This window comes from Spirillospora sp. NPDC049024, from assembly GCF_040649235.1.
In the GTDB taxonomy this organism is placed as follows: Bacteria; Actinomycetota; Actinomycetes; order Streptosporangiales; family Streptosporangiaceae; genus Spirillospora.
The window spans coordinates 94908-109587 of record NZ_JBEZFD010000020.1 but is presented as its reverse complement, the minus strand read 5'-3'; the positions used below and the strand labels follow the sequence as shown (position 1 = coordinate 109587).

Annotated in this window: 12 protein-coding genes; 4 read left to right on the top strand and 8 right to left on the bottom strand. The window is 73.1% G+C overall.

Annotated elements, in window-relative coordinates:
- Positions 1 to 3: 3 nt before the first annotated feature.
- The 3 genes from AB0C21_RS31470 to AB0C21_RS31460 form a co-directional block, all read right to left on the bottom strand.
- On the bottom strand, positions 4 to 534 hold the full coding sequence (locus tag AB0C21_RS31470) for a DinB family protein (protein WP_500209115.1): 531 nt from the start codon (positions 532 to 534) through the stop codon (positions 4 to 6).
- Positions 535 to 649: 115 nt separating this feature from the next.
- Positions 650 to 1303 (bottom strand): maleylpyruvate isomerase N-terminal domain-containing protein, encoded by a 654-nt coding sequence (locus AB0C21_RS31465; protein WP_500209114.1) that lies wholly within the window; start codon positions 1301 to 1303, stop codon positions 650 to 652.
- A gap of 52 nt (positions 1304 to 1355) precedes the next feature.
- Entirely contained in the window at positions 1356 to 2288 is a 933-nt protein-coding gene (locus tag AB0C21_RS31460) for an NAD(P)-dependent oxidoreductase (protein ID WP_500209112.1), read from the bottom strand.
- A 57-nt stretch (positions 2289 to 2345) separates the two neighbouring features.
- Here AB0C21_RS31460 and AB0C21_RS31455 point away from each other — a divergent pair, with 57 nt between their 5' ends.
- Together AB0C21_RS31455 and AB0C21_RS31450 are read left to right on the top strand one after the other, a co-directional pair.
- Complete coding sequence (locus AB0C21_RS31455; RefSeq protein ID WP_500209110.1) at positions 2346 to 2936, top strand: TetR/AcrR family transcriptional regulator; 591 nt, start codon at positions 2346 to 2348, stop codon at positions 2934 to 2936.
- 93 nt (positions 2937 to 3029) lie between these two features.
- A complete protein-coding gene (locus AB0C21_RS31450; protein WP_500209109.1) occupies positions 3030 to 3686 on the top strand; it encodes an SDR family NAD(P)-dependent oxidoreductase in 657 nt (218 codons plus the stop codon).
- 26 nt (positions 3687 to 3712) lie between these two features.
- Here the strand turns inward: AB0C21_RS31450 and AB0C21_RS31445 are convergent, their stop codons facing one another.
- The 3 genes from AB0C21_RS31445 to AB0C21_RS31435 all read right to left on the bottom strand — a co-directional run bounded on the left by AB0C21_RS31445 (position 3713) and on the right by AB0C21_RS31435 (position 7228).
- On the bottom strand, positions 3713 to 5146 hold the full coding sequence (locus AB0C21_RS31445) for a purple acid phosphatase family protein (RefSeq protein WP_500209107.1): 1434 nt from the start codon (positions 5144 to 5146) through the stop codon (positions 3713 to 3715).
- A gap of 125 nt (positions 5147 to 5271) precedes the next feature.
- Positions 5272 to 5988: a type 1 glutamine amidotransferase gene (locus tag AB0C21_RS31440; protein ID WP_500209105.1), complete on the bottom strand. Its 717-nt coding sequence runs from the start codon at positions 5986 to 5988 to the stop codon at positions 5272 to 5274.
- On the bottom strand, positions 5978 to 7228 hold the full coding sequence (locus AB0C21_RS31435) for a Mur ligase family protein (RefSeq protein ID WP_149263053.1): 1251 nt from the start codon (positions 7226 to 7228) through the stop codon (positions 5978 to 5980). Before AB0C21_RS31435 ends, AB0C21_RS31440 begins: the two co-directional genes overlap by 11 nt.
- A 357-nt stretch (positions 7229 to 7585) precedes the next feature.
- Between AB0C21_RS31435 and AB0C21_RS31430 the strand changes: the two genes are divergently transcribed.
- The gene (locus AB0C21_RS31430; RefSeq protein WP_500209103.1) at positions 7586 to 9223 is read left to right on the top strand and encodes a hypothetical protein; all 1638 of its coding nucleotides are present in this window, start codon (positions 7586 to 7588) and stop codon (positions 9221 to 9223) included.
- Positions 9224 to 9329: 106 nt separating this feature from the next.
- Positions 9330 to 10382, top strand: a complete 1053-nt coding sequence (locus AB0C21_RS31425) for a hypothetical protein (RefSeq protein WP_500209102.1) — start codon at positions 9330 to 9332, stop codon at positions 10380 to 10382.
- Position 10383: 1 nt separating this feature from the next.
- On the opposite strand, the gene AB0C21_RS31420 is transcribed toward AB0C21_RS31425, so the two are convergent.
- Both AB0C21_RS31420 and AB0C21_RS31415 read right to left on the bottom strand, forming a co-directional pair.
- Positions 10384 to 12912, bottom strand: a complete 2529-nt coding sequence (locus AB0C21_RS31420; protein WP_500209227.1) for an ATP-binding protein — start codon at positions 12910 to 12912, stop codon at positions 10384 to 10386.
- Between the two features lie 950 nt (positions 12913 to 13862).
- The gene (locus AB0C21_RS31415) at positions 13863 to 14576 is read right to left on the bottom strand and encodes a hypothetical protein (RefSeq protein WP_500209100.1); all 714 of its coding nucleotides are present in this window, start codon (positions 14574 to 14576) and stop codon (positions 13863 to 13865) included.
- Positions 14577 to 14680: the final 104 nt, after the last annotated feature.

Sequence of the window (14680 nt, the reverse complement as noted above, 5' to 3'; positions counted from 1 at the left end):
GGCTCAGCCCATGCTCTTGGCGCCGTCCAGCGACTCCCGGATGATGTCGGCGTGGCCCGCGTGCTGGGCCGTCTCGGCCATGATGTGCAGGAGCACCCTGCGGGTCGACCAGTGCGTCTCGGTGTTCCACGGGGCCTTGGGCAGTTCGTGGACGGCGTCGAGGTCGGGAAGGGCCGGGATCAGTTCGTCCGTCCGGCGCGCCACCTCGGCGTAGGCGTCCAGCACACCGGCCAGGGTGTCGCCGGGCAGCATCTTGAACTCGTCGGCGCGCCGCGCGAAGTCCTCCTCGGTCATCTGGGTGAAGTCCCCCATCGCGGAGGGGCCTTCGAGGATGAAGTCCACCCAGCCCCGCTCGCAGGACGTGACGTGCTTGACGAGACCGCCCAGGCACAGCTCGCTCGCCGTGGTCCGCATCCCGGCCTGCTCGTCCGTGAGGTCCCGGGTGGTGAACCGCAGGAAGTGGCGCGCCTTGGCGAGTTCCGCCAGCAGGTCGGCCCGCTCCCCCGTCACGTTCTGTGCGTTCTTGACGTCCATGGTCTCCGCCTTCGGTCGTGTCGTTCCCCGTACACGTCCACGCTAGGAACCATGGCGGTCATGTCCTGACCTGCTTCGCACCGTCTGCCGGTATGAGATCGAGCCGGTGCGCCGCTCAGCCGAGGACGAACGGCACTCTCGCGGCGAGATCGCCCAGTTCGGCCTTCTCTTCGCCGGTCGGCGCGCGGCGGCCGGTGCCGACCAGCAGCGCGTCCCTGTCGGAGAACGAGGCGGGGAACGCGCTTCCGGCGATCTTCTCCAGCAGCGCACGCGCGGCCGCGAGGGTCCCGGCGGGCGGCTCGGGTCCCGCCGGCAGGTGCGCGACCAGGTCGAGGTGGTGCAGCGTCCACTCGACCACGTAGGCGGACAGGTAGTCGCCGACCGTCAGGACCTCGTCCTGGGTGCCGACGCGGACGGCGGGGTCGGCGAGCCGCGCCGCGCGGCCCGCGGCCTGGCCGACGTCGTCGAGGTGGAACTTGAGCAGCCGCGGCTCACCGTAGGCGGCGGCCAGCCGGGGGATCAGCGCGTCCAGCGGGTCGTCGCCGGTCGGCGGCTCGACGAGCTTCCAGTAGGTGACCGCGTCGACGGTCGGCTCGGTGTCGGCGGGCGTGGCCAGCGTGATCAGGACGTCCTGGGCGTCGATGACCAGGTGGCACACCAGGTCCCGCACGAGCCAGCCGGCGCAGCCGGACGGCCGTTCGAAGTCCTCGTCCGGCAGGCCGGCGACCGCCGCGAGCAGTGCCGTCCACGAGCGTGAGAAGTGGTCCACTTTCGGCACGGTAATGCCGGGCCGGAACGGCGGACAAGCGAATTCGGGCGCCCTAGACGGCGGTCGCCGGTGCGGCCGTCCGGGCCTCCAGGGCGCGCACGACCGCGGCCATGTCGGCGTCGCCGTGGCCCAGCGCGGCGGTCTCGCCGTAGAGGGCGTGGCACACGTCCAGCAGCGGCGAGGCGAGCCGCGCGGCGCGGGCGGCCTCCGCGATGAGGCGGTTGTTGTCCAGGACGTTGAGGATGGACGCCTGGACGGCGAAGTCGCGGTCGAGCAGCTTGCGGCCCTTGGCGCGCGACACGGTGCTGGCCATCGGACCGGCGTCGAGCACGTCCAGCAGCCGCCGCCGGTCCAGGCCGTGCCGCTCGGCGAAGTGGAACGCCTCGGCCAGCCCGGTGACCATGGTGATCAGGTACAGGTTGACGGCGAGCTTCATCTGGAGCGCCTGCGGAACCGGCCCGCAGACGAACACCTCGGCGCACATCGGGCCCATGAGGGGGCGGACCTCGTCCACCGCCGGCGCCTCCCCGGCCAGCATCGCGATGAGCTCCCCGGACTCCGCGGGCCCCCGCGAACCGGACACGGGCGCCTCGACGTACCGCCCGCCGGCGGCCCTGACGTCCGCTTCGAGGCCGTGCGAGTAGCCCGGCGAGGTCGTCCCCATGTGGACGACGACCCGGCCCCGGACGTTCGCCGCGAAAGCCGGCGTACCGCGCCCCAGAGCCGAGTCGATGGCGGGACCGTCGGCCAGCATGAGGAACACCACGCGCGTACGGCGGAAGACGTCGGCGGGGTCGTCCGCCACCGTCGCCCCCGCCGCGCGCAGGGGCTCGCACTTGGCGGCCGTGCGGTTCCAGACGACGAGGCCGGTCCCCGCCCGGACGAGGTTGAGCGCCATGGGCCGTCCCATGACACCGAGGCCGATGAAACCGACGTCCTTGTCCACCATCGCCTCCGCACCCTTGCGAGTTATGACAGTGGTCATGATAATGATCCAGGTAGATAGGGCAATAGCCTGTGAAATTTTCTTCGGAGGGTGGCCGTGGCGACCGGTGAGCGGGGTCCGCGGGAGCGGATGGTCTTCAGCGCGGCGCAGCTCATCCGCCGCGACGGCGTCACGGCGACCGGCCTGCGCGAGGTCGCCGAGCACGCCGGGGCGCCGCGCGGATCGCTGCAGCACTACTTCCCCGGCGGCAAGGAGCAGCTGGTCAACGAGGCCGTGGAGTGGGCCGGACGCTACGCGAGCGACCGCGTCGCCCGCTTCATGGCCGCCATGGCGCGCCCCACCCCGGGGCGGCTCTTCGCGGCGATGGTCCGCCAGTGGACCGACGAGTTCGAGGCGGCGGGGTTCGACCGCGGCTGCCCCGTGGCCGCCGCCACGGTCGACTGCGCGGAGTCGGTGGAGTCCACCCGCGCGGCCGCGGCCGCCGCCTTCACCGCCTGGCGGCAGCCGATCGCCCGCGAGCTGGCCGCGATGGGCGTCCCGTCCCGCAAGGCGACGGCCCTCGCGACCCTGATGGTCAGCTCCCTGGAAGGCGCCATCATCCTGGCCCGAGCCGAGCAGAGCACCCGCCCCCTGCGCACAGTTGCCCGAGAGCTGGCCCCCTTCCTCGACTCCCACATCCCCCGCTGACGGCGTTTCAGCGGTGTGCGGGAAATCCGTGGGTCCGGTCGGTGGGGCGGGCCGCTCGCCGCTGATCCTCGAGTCCGTAGGAGAATCCTCGGTATGACCACACCCGTTTGTGTCGTCCTTGGCGCCGGTCCCGGCCTGGGGCTTTCGGTGGCCCGCCGTTTCGCCCGCGAGGGTCACACCGCCGTGCTGGTCACGCACTCGGCCGACCACGCCGAGTCCCTGGCCTCGACCCTCAGGGGAGAGGGGTACGAGGCCGAGGGCGCCGGCGTGGACCTGACCGACCCGGCGGACGTCGGCAACGTGATCGGCGGCGTGGGCGAACGCCATGGGCGGATCGACGTCCTGCACTTCAACCCCAGCGCGTGGCGGGAGAAGGATCCGCTGCACCTCAGCGTCGCCGAACTCCTGGAGGACGTGGCGTTCGGGGCCGGCGCGCTGCTGCCCGCCGCCCAGGCCGCGCGGCCGTTCATGCGGTCGGGCGCCCGTGTGCTCGTCACCGGGTCGGCGGCGGCGGACCACCCCGCGCACAGGGCCGCGTCGCTCGGTGTGCAGAAGGCCGCCGTGCGGAATCTCGTCACCAGCCTCGACGCCACCCTGGCGCCCGACGGCATCCGCGCGGTCGCGGTGCAGGTCAACGGCGTGCTCGCCAAGGAGGGGCCCTTCTCGCCGCCCCCGATCGCCGACGCCATGTGGCAGGCCGTCACCCGTCCCGACGATGACTGGACACCGCACGTTCCCTACGACGGCTGACGGGCCTCACCGCCCTGCGGTGATCCTCAGGCTCCGGAAAGGCCGGACAGGTCGCGGCTGACGACCGTGTTGCGGTCGGTGGGGCGGTTTCCGAGCGACAGCTGGGGCCATTGGCCGGAGAGTTCCTGGCGGCTGCGCTCGCTCCAGGCGCGGGCCTCGTCGGCGCGGGTCTTGTAGAAGTTCAGGGCGTAGCCGCCGGTGTGGACGCGCAGCAGCGTGAAACCGCCCGGGTACTCCTTCACCGCCCCGACCTCCTGCTGGACGACCCGGGGAGCGAGCGGGAACACGGACCGCTGGTTGCGGTGGGTGTGGCCCGCGTGGTGGAGGAACACGCCGGGCGCCCGGTTGTAGGCGGTGAGGATCCGCAGGGACTGGCCCGCGTCGAGGGAGTGGGCGCCGGTGACGGAGAGCGGGTCGTTCTCCGTGAAGAGCGGGTGGTGGCCGAAGACGAGGGTGGGGCGCTCGGGCTCCTTCCTCAGCTCCGCCTCGAACCAGGCGTGCTGCTCGGCGGAGAGGCCGCCGGAGTCGCCGCCGTCGCCCGGCTTGTCGTAGGTGTCGAGGCCGATCACGCGCAGGCCCCGCAGGTCGTGGGAGAAGTACGTCCGCCCGGACGGGGAGAAGGCGTCCTTGAAGCAGTCGTTGCCCTGGTGCTCGCCGGGGCTGCACTCGCCGTACCGCTCCCCGGAATGGGCGCGGTCATGGTTGCCGCGGGCGATCAGGTAGTCGCCGCCCAGGGTCCCGAAGGTGTCGAGGATGCTCTTGGCGCTCGCGAGGTCGGCGGGCGCCGCCTCGCTCGATATGTCCCCGGCGGCGAGCAGGTACTCGGCGCCCCTGGCCCGCGCGTCGGCGATCAGGGCCTTCGCCATCACCTCGGGATACGGCGGGTGGCCGGGCACCTGCTCGATGCCCTTGATCCAGGGAAGCTGGCCCACCAGCCCGGCCACGGTCTCGCCCAGGTGGAGGTCGTTGCAGAGGGCGACGGAGAAGAGGTGGCGGCCCGGGGGCGGTTGCGGGGTCGTGAACGCGAAGACGTCCCCGTAGGGAGTGCCCGCCGCCTGACCTGCGGCCAGCCAGGTGGGGGCGGCGTCCCGTCCTCGGGAGCGGGCCCTGTAGTAATACGTGCGGCCCGGCTCCAGATCGGTCAGCTCGACGTAGTGGTACGGGGTGCCGGACGGTCCATGGGCGACGCGGTCGAGGCGCGACGGGTGCGTCCCGTAGAGGACCTCGGCGTCGGACGGCGCGGGCTGCATCCGCCCCAGGCCGTCGTCCGTCCCCGGGACGCCCGTGTACCAGGTGAGGACGGCCGTCGTCTCAGTGACGGTGACCAGTTCGAGGTTCACCGGCTGGACGTCGTCCGAAGCGCGCGCGGGCGACGGCTCGACGGTGGGAAGGAGCGAGGCGCCCGCGACGACGGCACTCCAGCGCAGGAGCGCCCGGCGGGAAGGCCGGCAGCAGATCACGATCGCTACGGTGGCAGCGCCCGGTCCCCCGCACCAGACCCAAACGGACAAGGCCCGATGAACCCGGCCGTCGAGTGGCGAGCCACCCGGAAACGGCCGGGTCGCTTCGGCCTGTGAACGCGGGGTCAGCCCATGACCGCCTGGAGGCGCTCCTCGCGCAGGCGCCCGGCCCACGAGTCGTCCAGCGGCGGCAGCTCCCTGCCGACGGCCCAGGTGAGAAGCAGGTCGGCGAGGCCGGGGTTGCGGACGAGCGCCGGGCCGTGCATGTAGGTGCCGAGGACCCGGCCGCTGTAGGCGCCCTCGAAGCCGTTCCCGTCGCCGTTGCCGATGCCGTGCACCACCTTCGCGAACGGGCGCGCGTTCGGGCCGATCTGCGTGACGCCCTGGTGGTTCTCGAAGCCGGTGATGCGCGGGACGTTCAGCTCCGCCGCGACGTCGCCGACGATCTCGCCGACCGCGCGCTGCTCGCCGCGGCCCGAGCGGATGTCGAGCAGGCCGAGGCCCGGCACGGGCTGGCCCTCCTCGCCGCCGAACTCGTGGCCGAGCAGTTGGTAGCCCGCGCAGACCGCGAACACGACCGCGCCGGACTGGACGGCCCGCGCGAGGCCGCCGTCGCCCCGCAGCCGCTGCGCCGCGAGGATCTGCGGCCGGTCCTCGCCGCCGCCGAGCAGGTAGATGTCGCCGTCGGCGGGGACGTGCTCGTCCGACCGGAGGCTGACGGTCTCGGTGGGGATGCCGCGCAGCGCCGCGCGCCGCTCCAGGACGATCGTGTTGCCCTGGTCGCCGTAGGTGCTGAGCAGGTCCGGGTAGATCCAGACGATTTTGATGCGGTCAGACGACACGGCCGTACCTCGTTCGGATGGTCTGGAAGGCGGTGTAGTTGGCGATCACGTCCAGGTGCCCGGGCGGGACGGCCATGACCGCCTGGTCGATGTCGTCCACCACCGTGAAGGAGACCTCGGCGGCCTCCAGCCGGGCGGCGAGGTCGATGCGGCGCTCGCCGGTGACCCAGACGGGGCGGCCCCGCAGGATGCGGTAGTCGACGTCCCACAGCCAGGACGTGTCGCGGCCGTCGGGGCCCTGCGCGTTGATCGACAGCGCGACCGGGCCGGGCGCGGGCTGCAGGACGTCGAACGCCTCCAGCCATCCGGCGGGGTTCTTCGACAGCAGCAGCCGGATCGAGCGGCCCTGGTGCTCGACCGTCGTGTAGCGCCCGGCGACGGAGGTGACCTGCGACAGCAGCGGCAGGGCCTGCTCGGGCGGGACGCCGAACTGCGCCACGACCGCGAGGGCGATCAGCGCGTTCGAGCGGTTCGCGCGGCCGGGCAGGGACAGCCCGGTGAGGGAGTACGCCCGGCCGTCCGGGGCGGTGATCGTGTCGCCCTTCAGCGCCCAGTCGGGGCGGGGGCGGGAGAAGTGGCACTGCCGGCAGCGCCAGTCGCTGTCCTCGTCGGTGTCCTGCCGGTCGAGGGGGCCACCGCACTCGGGGCAGCACCAGGAGTCCTCGCGCCAGTGCTGGCCCGCGGCGACCCACGTGACGCTCTTGGCGGTGGACGCGCCCCAGGTGACCAGCGGGTCGTCGCAGTTGGCGATGACGTGGCTGGTCGGGGACGCCTCCAGCGCGCGCCGCCACTTGCCGGCCAGCAGCCAGATCTCGGCGGCGCGGTCCATCTGGTCGCGGCTGAGGTTCATCAGCGCGACGACGTTCGCCCCGGTCTCCTTCAGGACCATCGGGACGTACTTCTCGTCGCACTCCAGCACGCCGTAGCGGGCGGACGGCGCGGACGCCAGCGCCGACACGTGCCCGGTCGGCATGTTGGCGCCGAACGCGTTGGTGGCGACCTCGCCGAGCGGCGTCATCGCCGAGGTGATCAGCCGGGTCGTCGTCGTCTTGCCGTTGGTGGCGCTGACGAGGACGAGCTTGCGGTCCTTGGCGAGCCTGGTCAGCAGCTCCGGGTCGAGCCGGAGGCCGACCCGGCCGCCGATCACCGAGCCGTCCCCGCGGCCCGCCATTCGGGACATCTTGGCGGCCGTACGACCGAGCGCGACGGCCAGCTGCGAACGCAGCGGAAGATCGCTCATGGACTCCGTCTTCTCTGGATGCGCCGGGAAACCGCTCCGAGCCTAGCCGTTGAGTGGGGCTTTCGCGGCGCGCCGGGCGGTTCGGGGGACGCGCTCCCCACCACCCGTGCACAATGTGAGGAGCATCACAGGGATGGCGGTAAACCACTGGCGGCAATCTTGACCAGTACCGACATGTCGTGATTGCGTGCGACCTCCGACTGCGGTGTGCCGGATTCCCAACCACGCGTCCAAGAACGGCATCACCCACTACTTTTGTCGGGAGCCCCGCTGATGATCGCGGGGAGCGGTGCCCGCCCCGGGCGGCGGGCCTGGATCGCAAGCGTGGGCAAGCGGCTATAAGGCGAGGTCTGAGCGATGCAGTGTCCGACGTGCGGGAATGACACGCCTGGGACGCTCGGCAAGTGTTCGCACTGCGAGGCGCCGATCGACGTGTACTCGGTCGGGCCCGCCGTCACGCTGGCGGCCCCGGTCGCGGAGGCTCCCGCGGCGGGGGGCGCCGAGGCGCTCGGCGACCGGACGATGATGGTGCCGCCGCCCACGCCGTCCTGGGCCCCGAGCCCGCAGCCGCCCGCGGCGCCCGACCTGGGGATGCAGCCCGGCCCGCAGGGCATGCCCCAGACCGGCCCGCAGGGCATGCCCGACCCCGGTCCGCTGGGCGCCCCCGAGCCTCCGGCGCAGCCGCCGCTCCAGCTTTACGCCGAGCCGCCGGCGACCGCGTCGGCTCCGACGCCCGCCGTCGCGTCCCCGCTGCCGTCCCCCGGCCCCGAGGACACCGCGGCCTGGACGTTCGATCCCAACGAGGACGACGACGCGTCCGGCGGCTTCAGCACCCCGCCCCCGCCGCCCGCGTGGGCGGGCGGGCAGCAGGCTCCGCCCGCGAACGACCCCGCCCCGCCCGCCGCGGGCGGGTCGAACCCGTTCGGGCTCCAGGAGCAGGCCCCGCCGACGGAGTCGATCGTCCCGGACTCGTGGTTCGCGCAGCCGCGCAAGCCCGAGGGCGACGCCGACGCCACGCAGGTATGGGGGCAGCAGCCGCCCGGCGCCGCCCAGCCTCCGGCCTTCCCTGACCCCGAGGCGACGCAGCTCGCCCCCGGCCCGGGAGCGGCTCTCGCCATGCCCGGCGACCAGGGCTTCGGCGGAGACTTCGACCAGACGCGGATGGACCCCGGCTACCCCATGGGCGGCCCTGCCCCGATGGGCGGCATGGGCGGCGTGGGCCCGGGGCCGATGCAGCAGGGGCCCATGCAGCCGGGCCCGATGCAGCAGGGCCCGATGGGCCCCGGGATGCAGCCCATGGGCCCGATGGGTCCGGGCGACCCCGCGTTCGGCGGATACCCGCCGGGCCAGTTCCCGCAGGGCCAGGGGCAGGGCAAGAGCGGGACGAGCAAGCCGCTGATCGCCGCCGTCGCCGCGCTCGTCACCGTCGCGGTCGGCACCGTCGCGTTCGTCGTGTGGCCGTCCGGCGACGACTCGCCGTCGGGCCCGGGCCCGTCCCCGGCGGCGTCCCAGAAGCAGGTCGCGCAGAAGAACGCGATCCCGCCCGAGATGAAGCAGCAGGCCGCGGCCCTCAACGGGATCCTGAACGACAGCGTCGACACCCGCCGGATCCTCGCCGGGGCGCTCGGCCGGGCCGGCAAGTGCAAGACGCTGCCGCAGGCGATCCAGGGGTTCCAGACGGTCGCGCAGCGCCGCACGAACCAGATGCGCCGCACGCAGGGCCTCAAGGTCGACAAGCTGGCGAACGGGGAGCGGCTGCGCAGCTCGCTGAACCAGGCGCTGGGGGCGTCCCTCCAGGTCGACCAGGTGCTGCTCCAGTGGGCGCAGGCGAACCAGCGCAAGTGCAAGGGCAAGCCGCGCCCGAGCGCCGCGCAGGTTCCCGGACGGGCGGCCGCCGAGCGGCGCGCGACGCTGGCGAAGAGGCAGTTCGTCGTCCTGTGGAACCCGGTCGCGAAGAAGACCGATCAGCCGCAGCGTAGCTGGAAACGGGTGTAACGGTCGGTCACGCAGTATTGTCTGACCGTTCGTTCTCACGGGGCAGGGGGCCGTCATGCGGTGTCCGAATTGCGGAACCGACTCCGCTTCGTCGTCGCCCAGTTGCGTGCGTTGCGGAGCGCCCCTCGACGCCCCGCCGGGCGCCGACGCGACCGTCCAGGACCACACGTCCCGCGACCCGTTCGGCGCCCCGCCGAGCGCGGACGACGCGACCACCCAGGACGAGACCCTCCGCGCCCCCTACGGCGGCGCCCCGTTCGGTGGCGCCCCCGCGGGAGAGGGGCCACCGGGCGGGAGTCCCAGCAGCGGCGCTCCAGCGGGCGGCGGCGTCTTCGGCGGTGCCTCGCCGGGTGGGTATTCGGCGGGCGGGGGGCTTCCGGGGGAAAGCCCGGCGGCGGGGGGTGTGCCCGTTCCGCGCGAGCCGGTGCCGCCGCCGTGGGAAGGCCAGAACCCCGTCCAGTGGGAGGCGCAGCCCGACCACACGCTCCACATGCCGCCCGCCGAGGAGCGGACCACCCACCTCTCTCCCGAACCGTGGGCCGACCCTTGGGCCGAGCCCGCCATCTGGCAGCCGCCGGCGCCGCCGAAGCGCAGCACGCTGCCCTACTTCCTGGGCGCGGCGGGTGTCGTCCTGCTCATCGGGCTGGCGCTGGGCATCGTGTTCTGGCCGAGCGGGTCGGACTCTTCGCCGCCCGCGGCTTCCGGGCCGTCCACGGGGCAGAGCCAGGGCGTGGCGTCCGCGTCCGACAGCCCCTCGAGCGGCGGCGACCTCGACGCGCAGGCGGCCGCCGTGAACGGCCTGCTGGACGACATGGGCGGCACCCGCTCCGAGCTCGGCACCGTCGTCACCCAGGGCTGCCCCGTCGACGGCGTGCGGCGCGTCCTCGACCAGCGCCGCGGCCAGCTGGCGAAGGCGCGGGGCCTGGAGGTGGGCGCGCTCCTCAACGGCGAGGAGATGAAGGCCGCGCTCGTCCGCGCCCTCGAAGCGTCGACGGAGTCGAACCAGCGCTACCTGGCCGCCGCGCCCGGCTGCCCGTCCGAGGGCGAGGTCGCCGACGTCAACCAGCGCGCCAGCTCCGCCAAGAGCGAGTTCATCGGCTACTGGAACCCGGTCGCGGAGAAGGCGGGCCTCCCCGCCCGCGGCGAGAGCGACATCTGAGTCACTCGGACTGCGGGTTGAGGAAGGGAAGACCCTTGTCCGGGTCCTCGAACGGTGTGATGAAGCGGTCGTACCAGCTCAGGACGGGCTCCAGCCATGCGGTGACGCGCATCGTCCCGGCGACGTGCTCGATCTGCTCGTCCTCGTCGAGGCCGAGGGCGACGACGGCCAGGTCCCGGAAGAAGCCCGCCTGGTCGTCGTCGCCGTAGAGGGCGGTCCCGGCGATGGGGCGGTTGCGTTCCAGCTCCATCGACAGCGGGTGGCGGCGCAGGGCGCGGAGCCGGTGGCCGAGCTTGGCGTCCGGCTGCTGCTTGAGGCCGGGCAGCTGGTAGTCCAGCGGCGGCGCGGGGGCGTGCTTGTCAGGCGCGCTGCCGCCGTAGGGGAACAGCCTGTCTAGCTCGTGCAGCCACCTGACCTGCGGAACCACCCAGTGCGGCCCGGGGGCCGCGCCCGGCGCGCCGCCGCCGAGCAGGCGCTGCGCGGCCTCGGCGGCCGCGGCGGTGAGGTCGGACGGCGGGTAGGCGGTGCGCAGCCCCCGCGACCGCCGGGTCACCGCCCGTTCGAGGACGGTCGCCAGCGCGCACTCGCGGAGCCGCGGCGTGAGCCGCGACCAGGAACGCGCCAGTTCCGGCGGGACGGCCGGGACCGGGCGGTTCACCACATGCGCCAGGACGAGCGTGTCGGCCCACAGGCGCAGCCACGCCCAGTCGGCATGGCCCGCGATCAGGTCCGCCTCGCGCAGCTCGTACAGGGTGCAGGCGCGCCCCGACCGGCACTCGCACCCGCAGGCGGCCGAGCGCCGCCCGTCCACGGGCGGTGGCGGGCCGGGCAGCTCCGCCTCGCGCCCCTCCCCCAGCGGCACCCGCACGCGCAGGGGGCGGTCCATGCCGTCCGCGAACACGGCGGCGACGCCCGGACGCAGCGACACCACCTCGCGTGACTGGTCTCCGTCCAGGTTCATCGCCGCGCCGACCTGGTGCCGGTCGTCGAACGCGGGCAGCCGGTGCACGACCTTCAGCGCGGTGTTCTTGATGACGTCCGGCACGAGCTTCGTCGGGATCTGCTCGGCGACGATGATGCCCTCGCCGTACGCGCGGATCTCGGCGAGCATCCCGGCGAACAGCTCGACGGCGTGGGAGCTGCCCCGCTCCGGCCCGCGGTTGCGCAGCAGCCGGTGCGCCTCCTCGATCACGATGACGTGCCGCAGCGCGGCGCCCGAGGCGCGGTCGCGCTTGCGCTCGCGCATCCGCAGGTGCTCGACGATGCGGATGATGAGCGTCCCCATGAGGAACGCCTTGTCCTCGTCGTTCGCGACGTCCTCGATGGCGAGCACGATGTTGTCGCGGAGCATCCCGCCGATGTCGGCCGGGTGGCCGCCCTCGAAGAACCGTCCGGCCGACCCGATGCGCAGCGACCGCAGCCGGACGTCCACGAACCCCTGGACGTCGGCCATCAGCTCGCGCCCGTAGCCCACGTCCTGGATGACCTGGAGCGCCGCGTTCTGCAACTGCTCCAGCGTCGGCACGGCGGGCTCGATGAGCGACCCGGGCACGCCCCCGCCCGTCACCACGTCCCACCCGTTGTTCTCGTAGACGCGCTGGAGCGCCTGCGCCATGATCTGCGGGAACGGCTCCTCGGCGTCGAACGCGGCCTGGAACAGCGCCCGCACCATGTCGATGTGCGCCTGGACGGGATAGCCGGGCTCCGGCGCGAGCGGGTTCACCGACAGCGGCACCGAGTCCGGGTCCGAGGGGTTGACGACCGTGACCGGCCCGCCGAGGTCCTGGATGCGGCCCGCCATCGCCGCGTACTCCGACTTCGCCGGCTCGATCGCGAGCCACGGCACGCCGGCCCGGGTGAGCTGCTCCAGCAGGTGCCGGACGGTCTGCGACTTGCCCGCACCCGTCGCGCCCGTGACGAACACGTGCCGGTTGATGGTCGAGCGCGGCACGGTGAACCGCCCGACCTCGCGGTCCTGGCCGTCCAGGATGGCGCCGAGCTCGATCTGCGCCTCCCCGCTCGCCGGCGCGGTCTCGGACGTCACGTCGAAGTAGCCGGCGTCCAGCACCCGCAGGCCGGGCACCTCCCGCCGCGGCAGCCCCGCCAGCGCCGCGAGCGCCCCCGCCGTCGCGACGAACGGGAACCGCTGCTCCGGCTCGGCCGCCGCCCGCACCGGTGCGGGCGCCGCCCCCGGTGCCAGCATCTCCGCGAACGTCCCGCTCCCCTGCCCCGACCGCAGCCGGTACGGATGGTGCCCCAGCTCCATCGACCCGACCAGGACGGGCGCGATCTGGCCCAGCTCCGCCTGCGACGCCGCCCCCGCGACCACCCGGACCTGCCAGAGCCCGGCCTCGCGGAACGCGTCCAGCTCGGCGAGCCGCCGATCGGCCCGCGCGACGGCGAGCCGAGCGTGCTCGTCCTCACCCCGCCGCAGCATCCGCAACTCGTGGTGCAGCTCGCGCATCTCGGTGTCGATCAGGCGCTCGTCGCACGGATCGGCGACCACGAACCACCCGAACGGCCGCTCCATCAACGTCACGAGCGTCGCCTCGAACAGCCCCGGGCCACCACCGGACCCCTGTGGCGCGAGCCGTCCGGGACACCGCGTCCACGCCATCCGCTCGGCCTGCCGCAACCACCCGTCCCCGATCGGCACACCCCGAGCACCACTCGGAAACAGCAGCCCGTGCGTCTCGGCCCCGGCCTCAGGCGCCCCGATCGGCCCCGCATTGGTGATCAGCTCCAGCGGCGCCCCGCCCCCCGCCGACAACCACCCGACGACGAACGGCCTCCCAAGCCGCGCCGCCGACAACGCCGCAGGCAGCACACTCACGAAGTCCCACTCCGCAGACCCCTCCCGCTGCGGCGCCGGAATCGCCTGAATCCGATACCAGGGCCCCGGCAACACGAACGGCCTCCCCTGCATGGTGACCGGCGGCCCACCCTGCTGAACCCCACCACCCCACCCGTGGGGCGGCCGACCAGGACCAGAAGAACCAGGGGGCATAGTCACCCCAGCATCCTTACGCGCCACCGACCCCCACGCCAATGCCCTTCCAGGAAGACCACCGACCCGGGATCAGCCGTCCCGCCCTGAACGTCCGGCGCTCCCCGCACGGGCGGACGCCCTCCGCCGCCAGATCGCCGAGCACGCCATAACGACCGGGAGCGGCACCAGGACAAGACTCGGCGGCCCCGTGTTGACGACGACCGCCATCACCACGAACGCCGCCGCCGCAGGCAGCGGCGGATAAAGGCGCAGAAACGATCCGCTCCGGAGGACCTGCCCGAAAGTCTCCCGCCGCTCCGAATCCTGTCGTTGAGGCAGGTCCCCACGGCGAACGGCGACCTGCAGTCCGGCCCCCAATGCCACCACGCCGAGCGCCCACCCGACGAACGCCGGAGACCCGTACAACACCACGCCGCCCCCGAGAAGCGCCACAGTGACGACCAGCCCTACGACCAGCAGGAGCGCTCGCATCAAACCTCCGCCGACGCCAGGCCGGCCTTTTCCAGAAGCCTCATCCAACGGTCCCGGTGCCGGCCCCTCCGATCACGGCGTCCGACGGCACGCGGCCCGAGGACGGATGCGATGAGCTGGGGATACCCTTCTCCCAGAACGTGGAAGTCGAAGAACGTGACGATGTCGGGCGACAGTTCCGCGGTCTCGACCATTTCGACGTCAATGTGCTTGTAGGCGAAGACGTAGTCGTCCCCGTCACAGAAGTAGACATCCCCCTCCTGCAAGTCGAGGTAAATGCCGCTGCCGCACTCGATATCCGCAGGGGCGCCGTAGCGTTCACACCCGATCGAAAGAGGATTGCCCAGCGGGCAGTTCGGATCGATGTGGCGGTCGCTCCAGGCCTGCGGGCCGACGATCGCAGAGGGCTGCTGGAAGCGGAAGTAGTCTCCACCCAGCCGACGGAACAGACCGAACGTCTCCGTCACCCCCACCGGGAGCACGGGGATGGGTTCCAACTCCTCCGGCTCCTCGATGATGGCGCCGTAGCCGTGCTCGGCCTCCACGCGCTTGAGCAGATCCAGCTTCGCCTTGATGCCGGCCAGCCTCCTGCCGCGCTCCCCGTCCATCGAGACAACCTTTTCCGTCGCCGAAGGCTCGTGCGGTGGCATCCTCTCACCCTCCGCCAGCGGCCCACCCTGCGGCACCCCGCCGCCCCACTCGAGGGGCGGCATGCCAGCACCAGAAGAACCAGGAGGCGTAGTCACCCCAGCATCCTTCCGCGCCCACCCCCAGGCGACGACCAGTACATCCTGCGCGGCGCAGACACTGACGCCGC

Coding starts and splice junctions, on each gene's coding strand:
- AB0C21_RS31470 (WP_500209115.1), bottom strand. CDS start 534: ATGGACGTCAAGAACGCACAGAACGTGACGGGGGAGCGGGCCGACCTG.
- AB0C21_RS31460 (WP_500209112.1), bottom strand. CDS start 2,288: ATGACCACTGTCATAACTCGCAAGGGTGCGGAGGCGATGGTGGACAAG.
- AB0C21_RS31450 (WP_500209109.1), top strand. CDS start 3,030: ATGACCACACCCGTTTGTGTCGTCCTTGGCGCCGGTCCCGGCCTGGGG.
- AB0C21_RS31435 (WP_149263053.1), bottom strand. CDS start 7,228: ATGAGCGATCTTCCGCTGCGTTCGCAGCTGGCCGTCGCGCTCGGTCGT.
- AB0C21_RS31430 (WP_500209103.1), top strand. CDS start 7,586: ATGCAGTGTCCGACGTGCGGGAATGACACGCCTGGGACGCTCGGCAAG.
- AB0C21_RS31420 (WP_500209227.1), bottom strand. CDS start 12,912: ATGGAGCGGCCGTTCGGGTGGTTCGTGGTCGCCGATCCGTGCGACGAG.
- AB0C21_RS31415 (WP_500209100.1), bottom strand. CDS start 14,576: ATGCCGCCCCTCGAGTGGGGCGGCGGGGTGCCGCAGGGTGGGCCGCTG.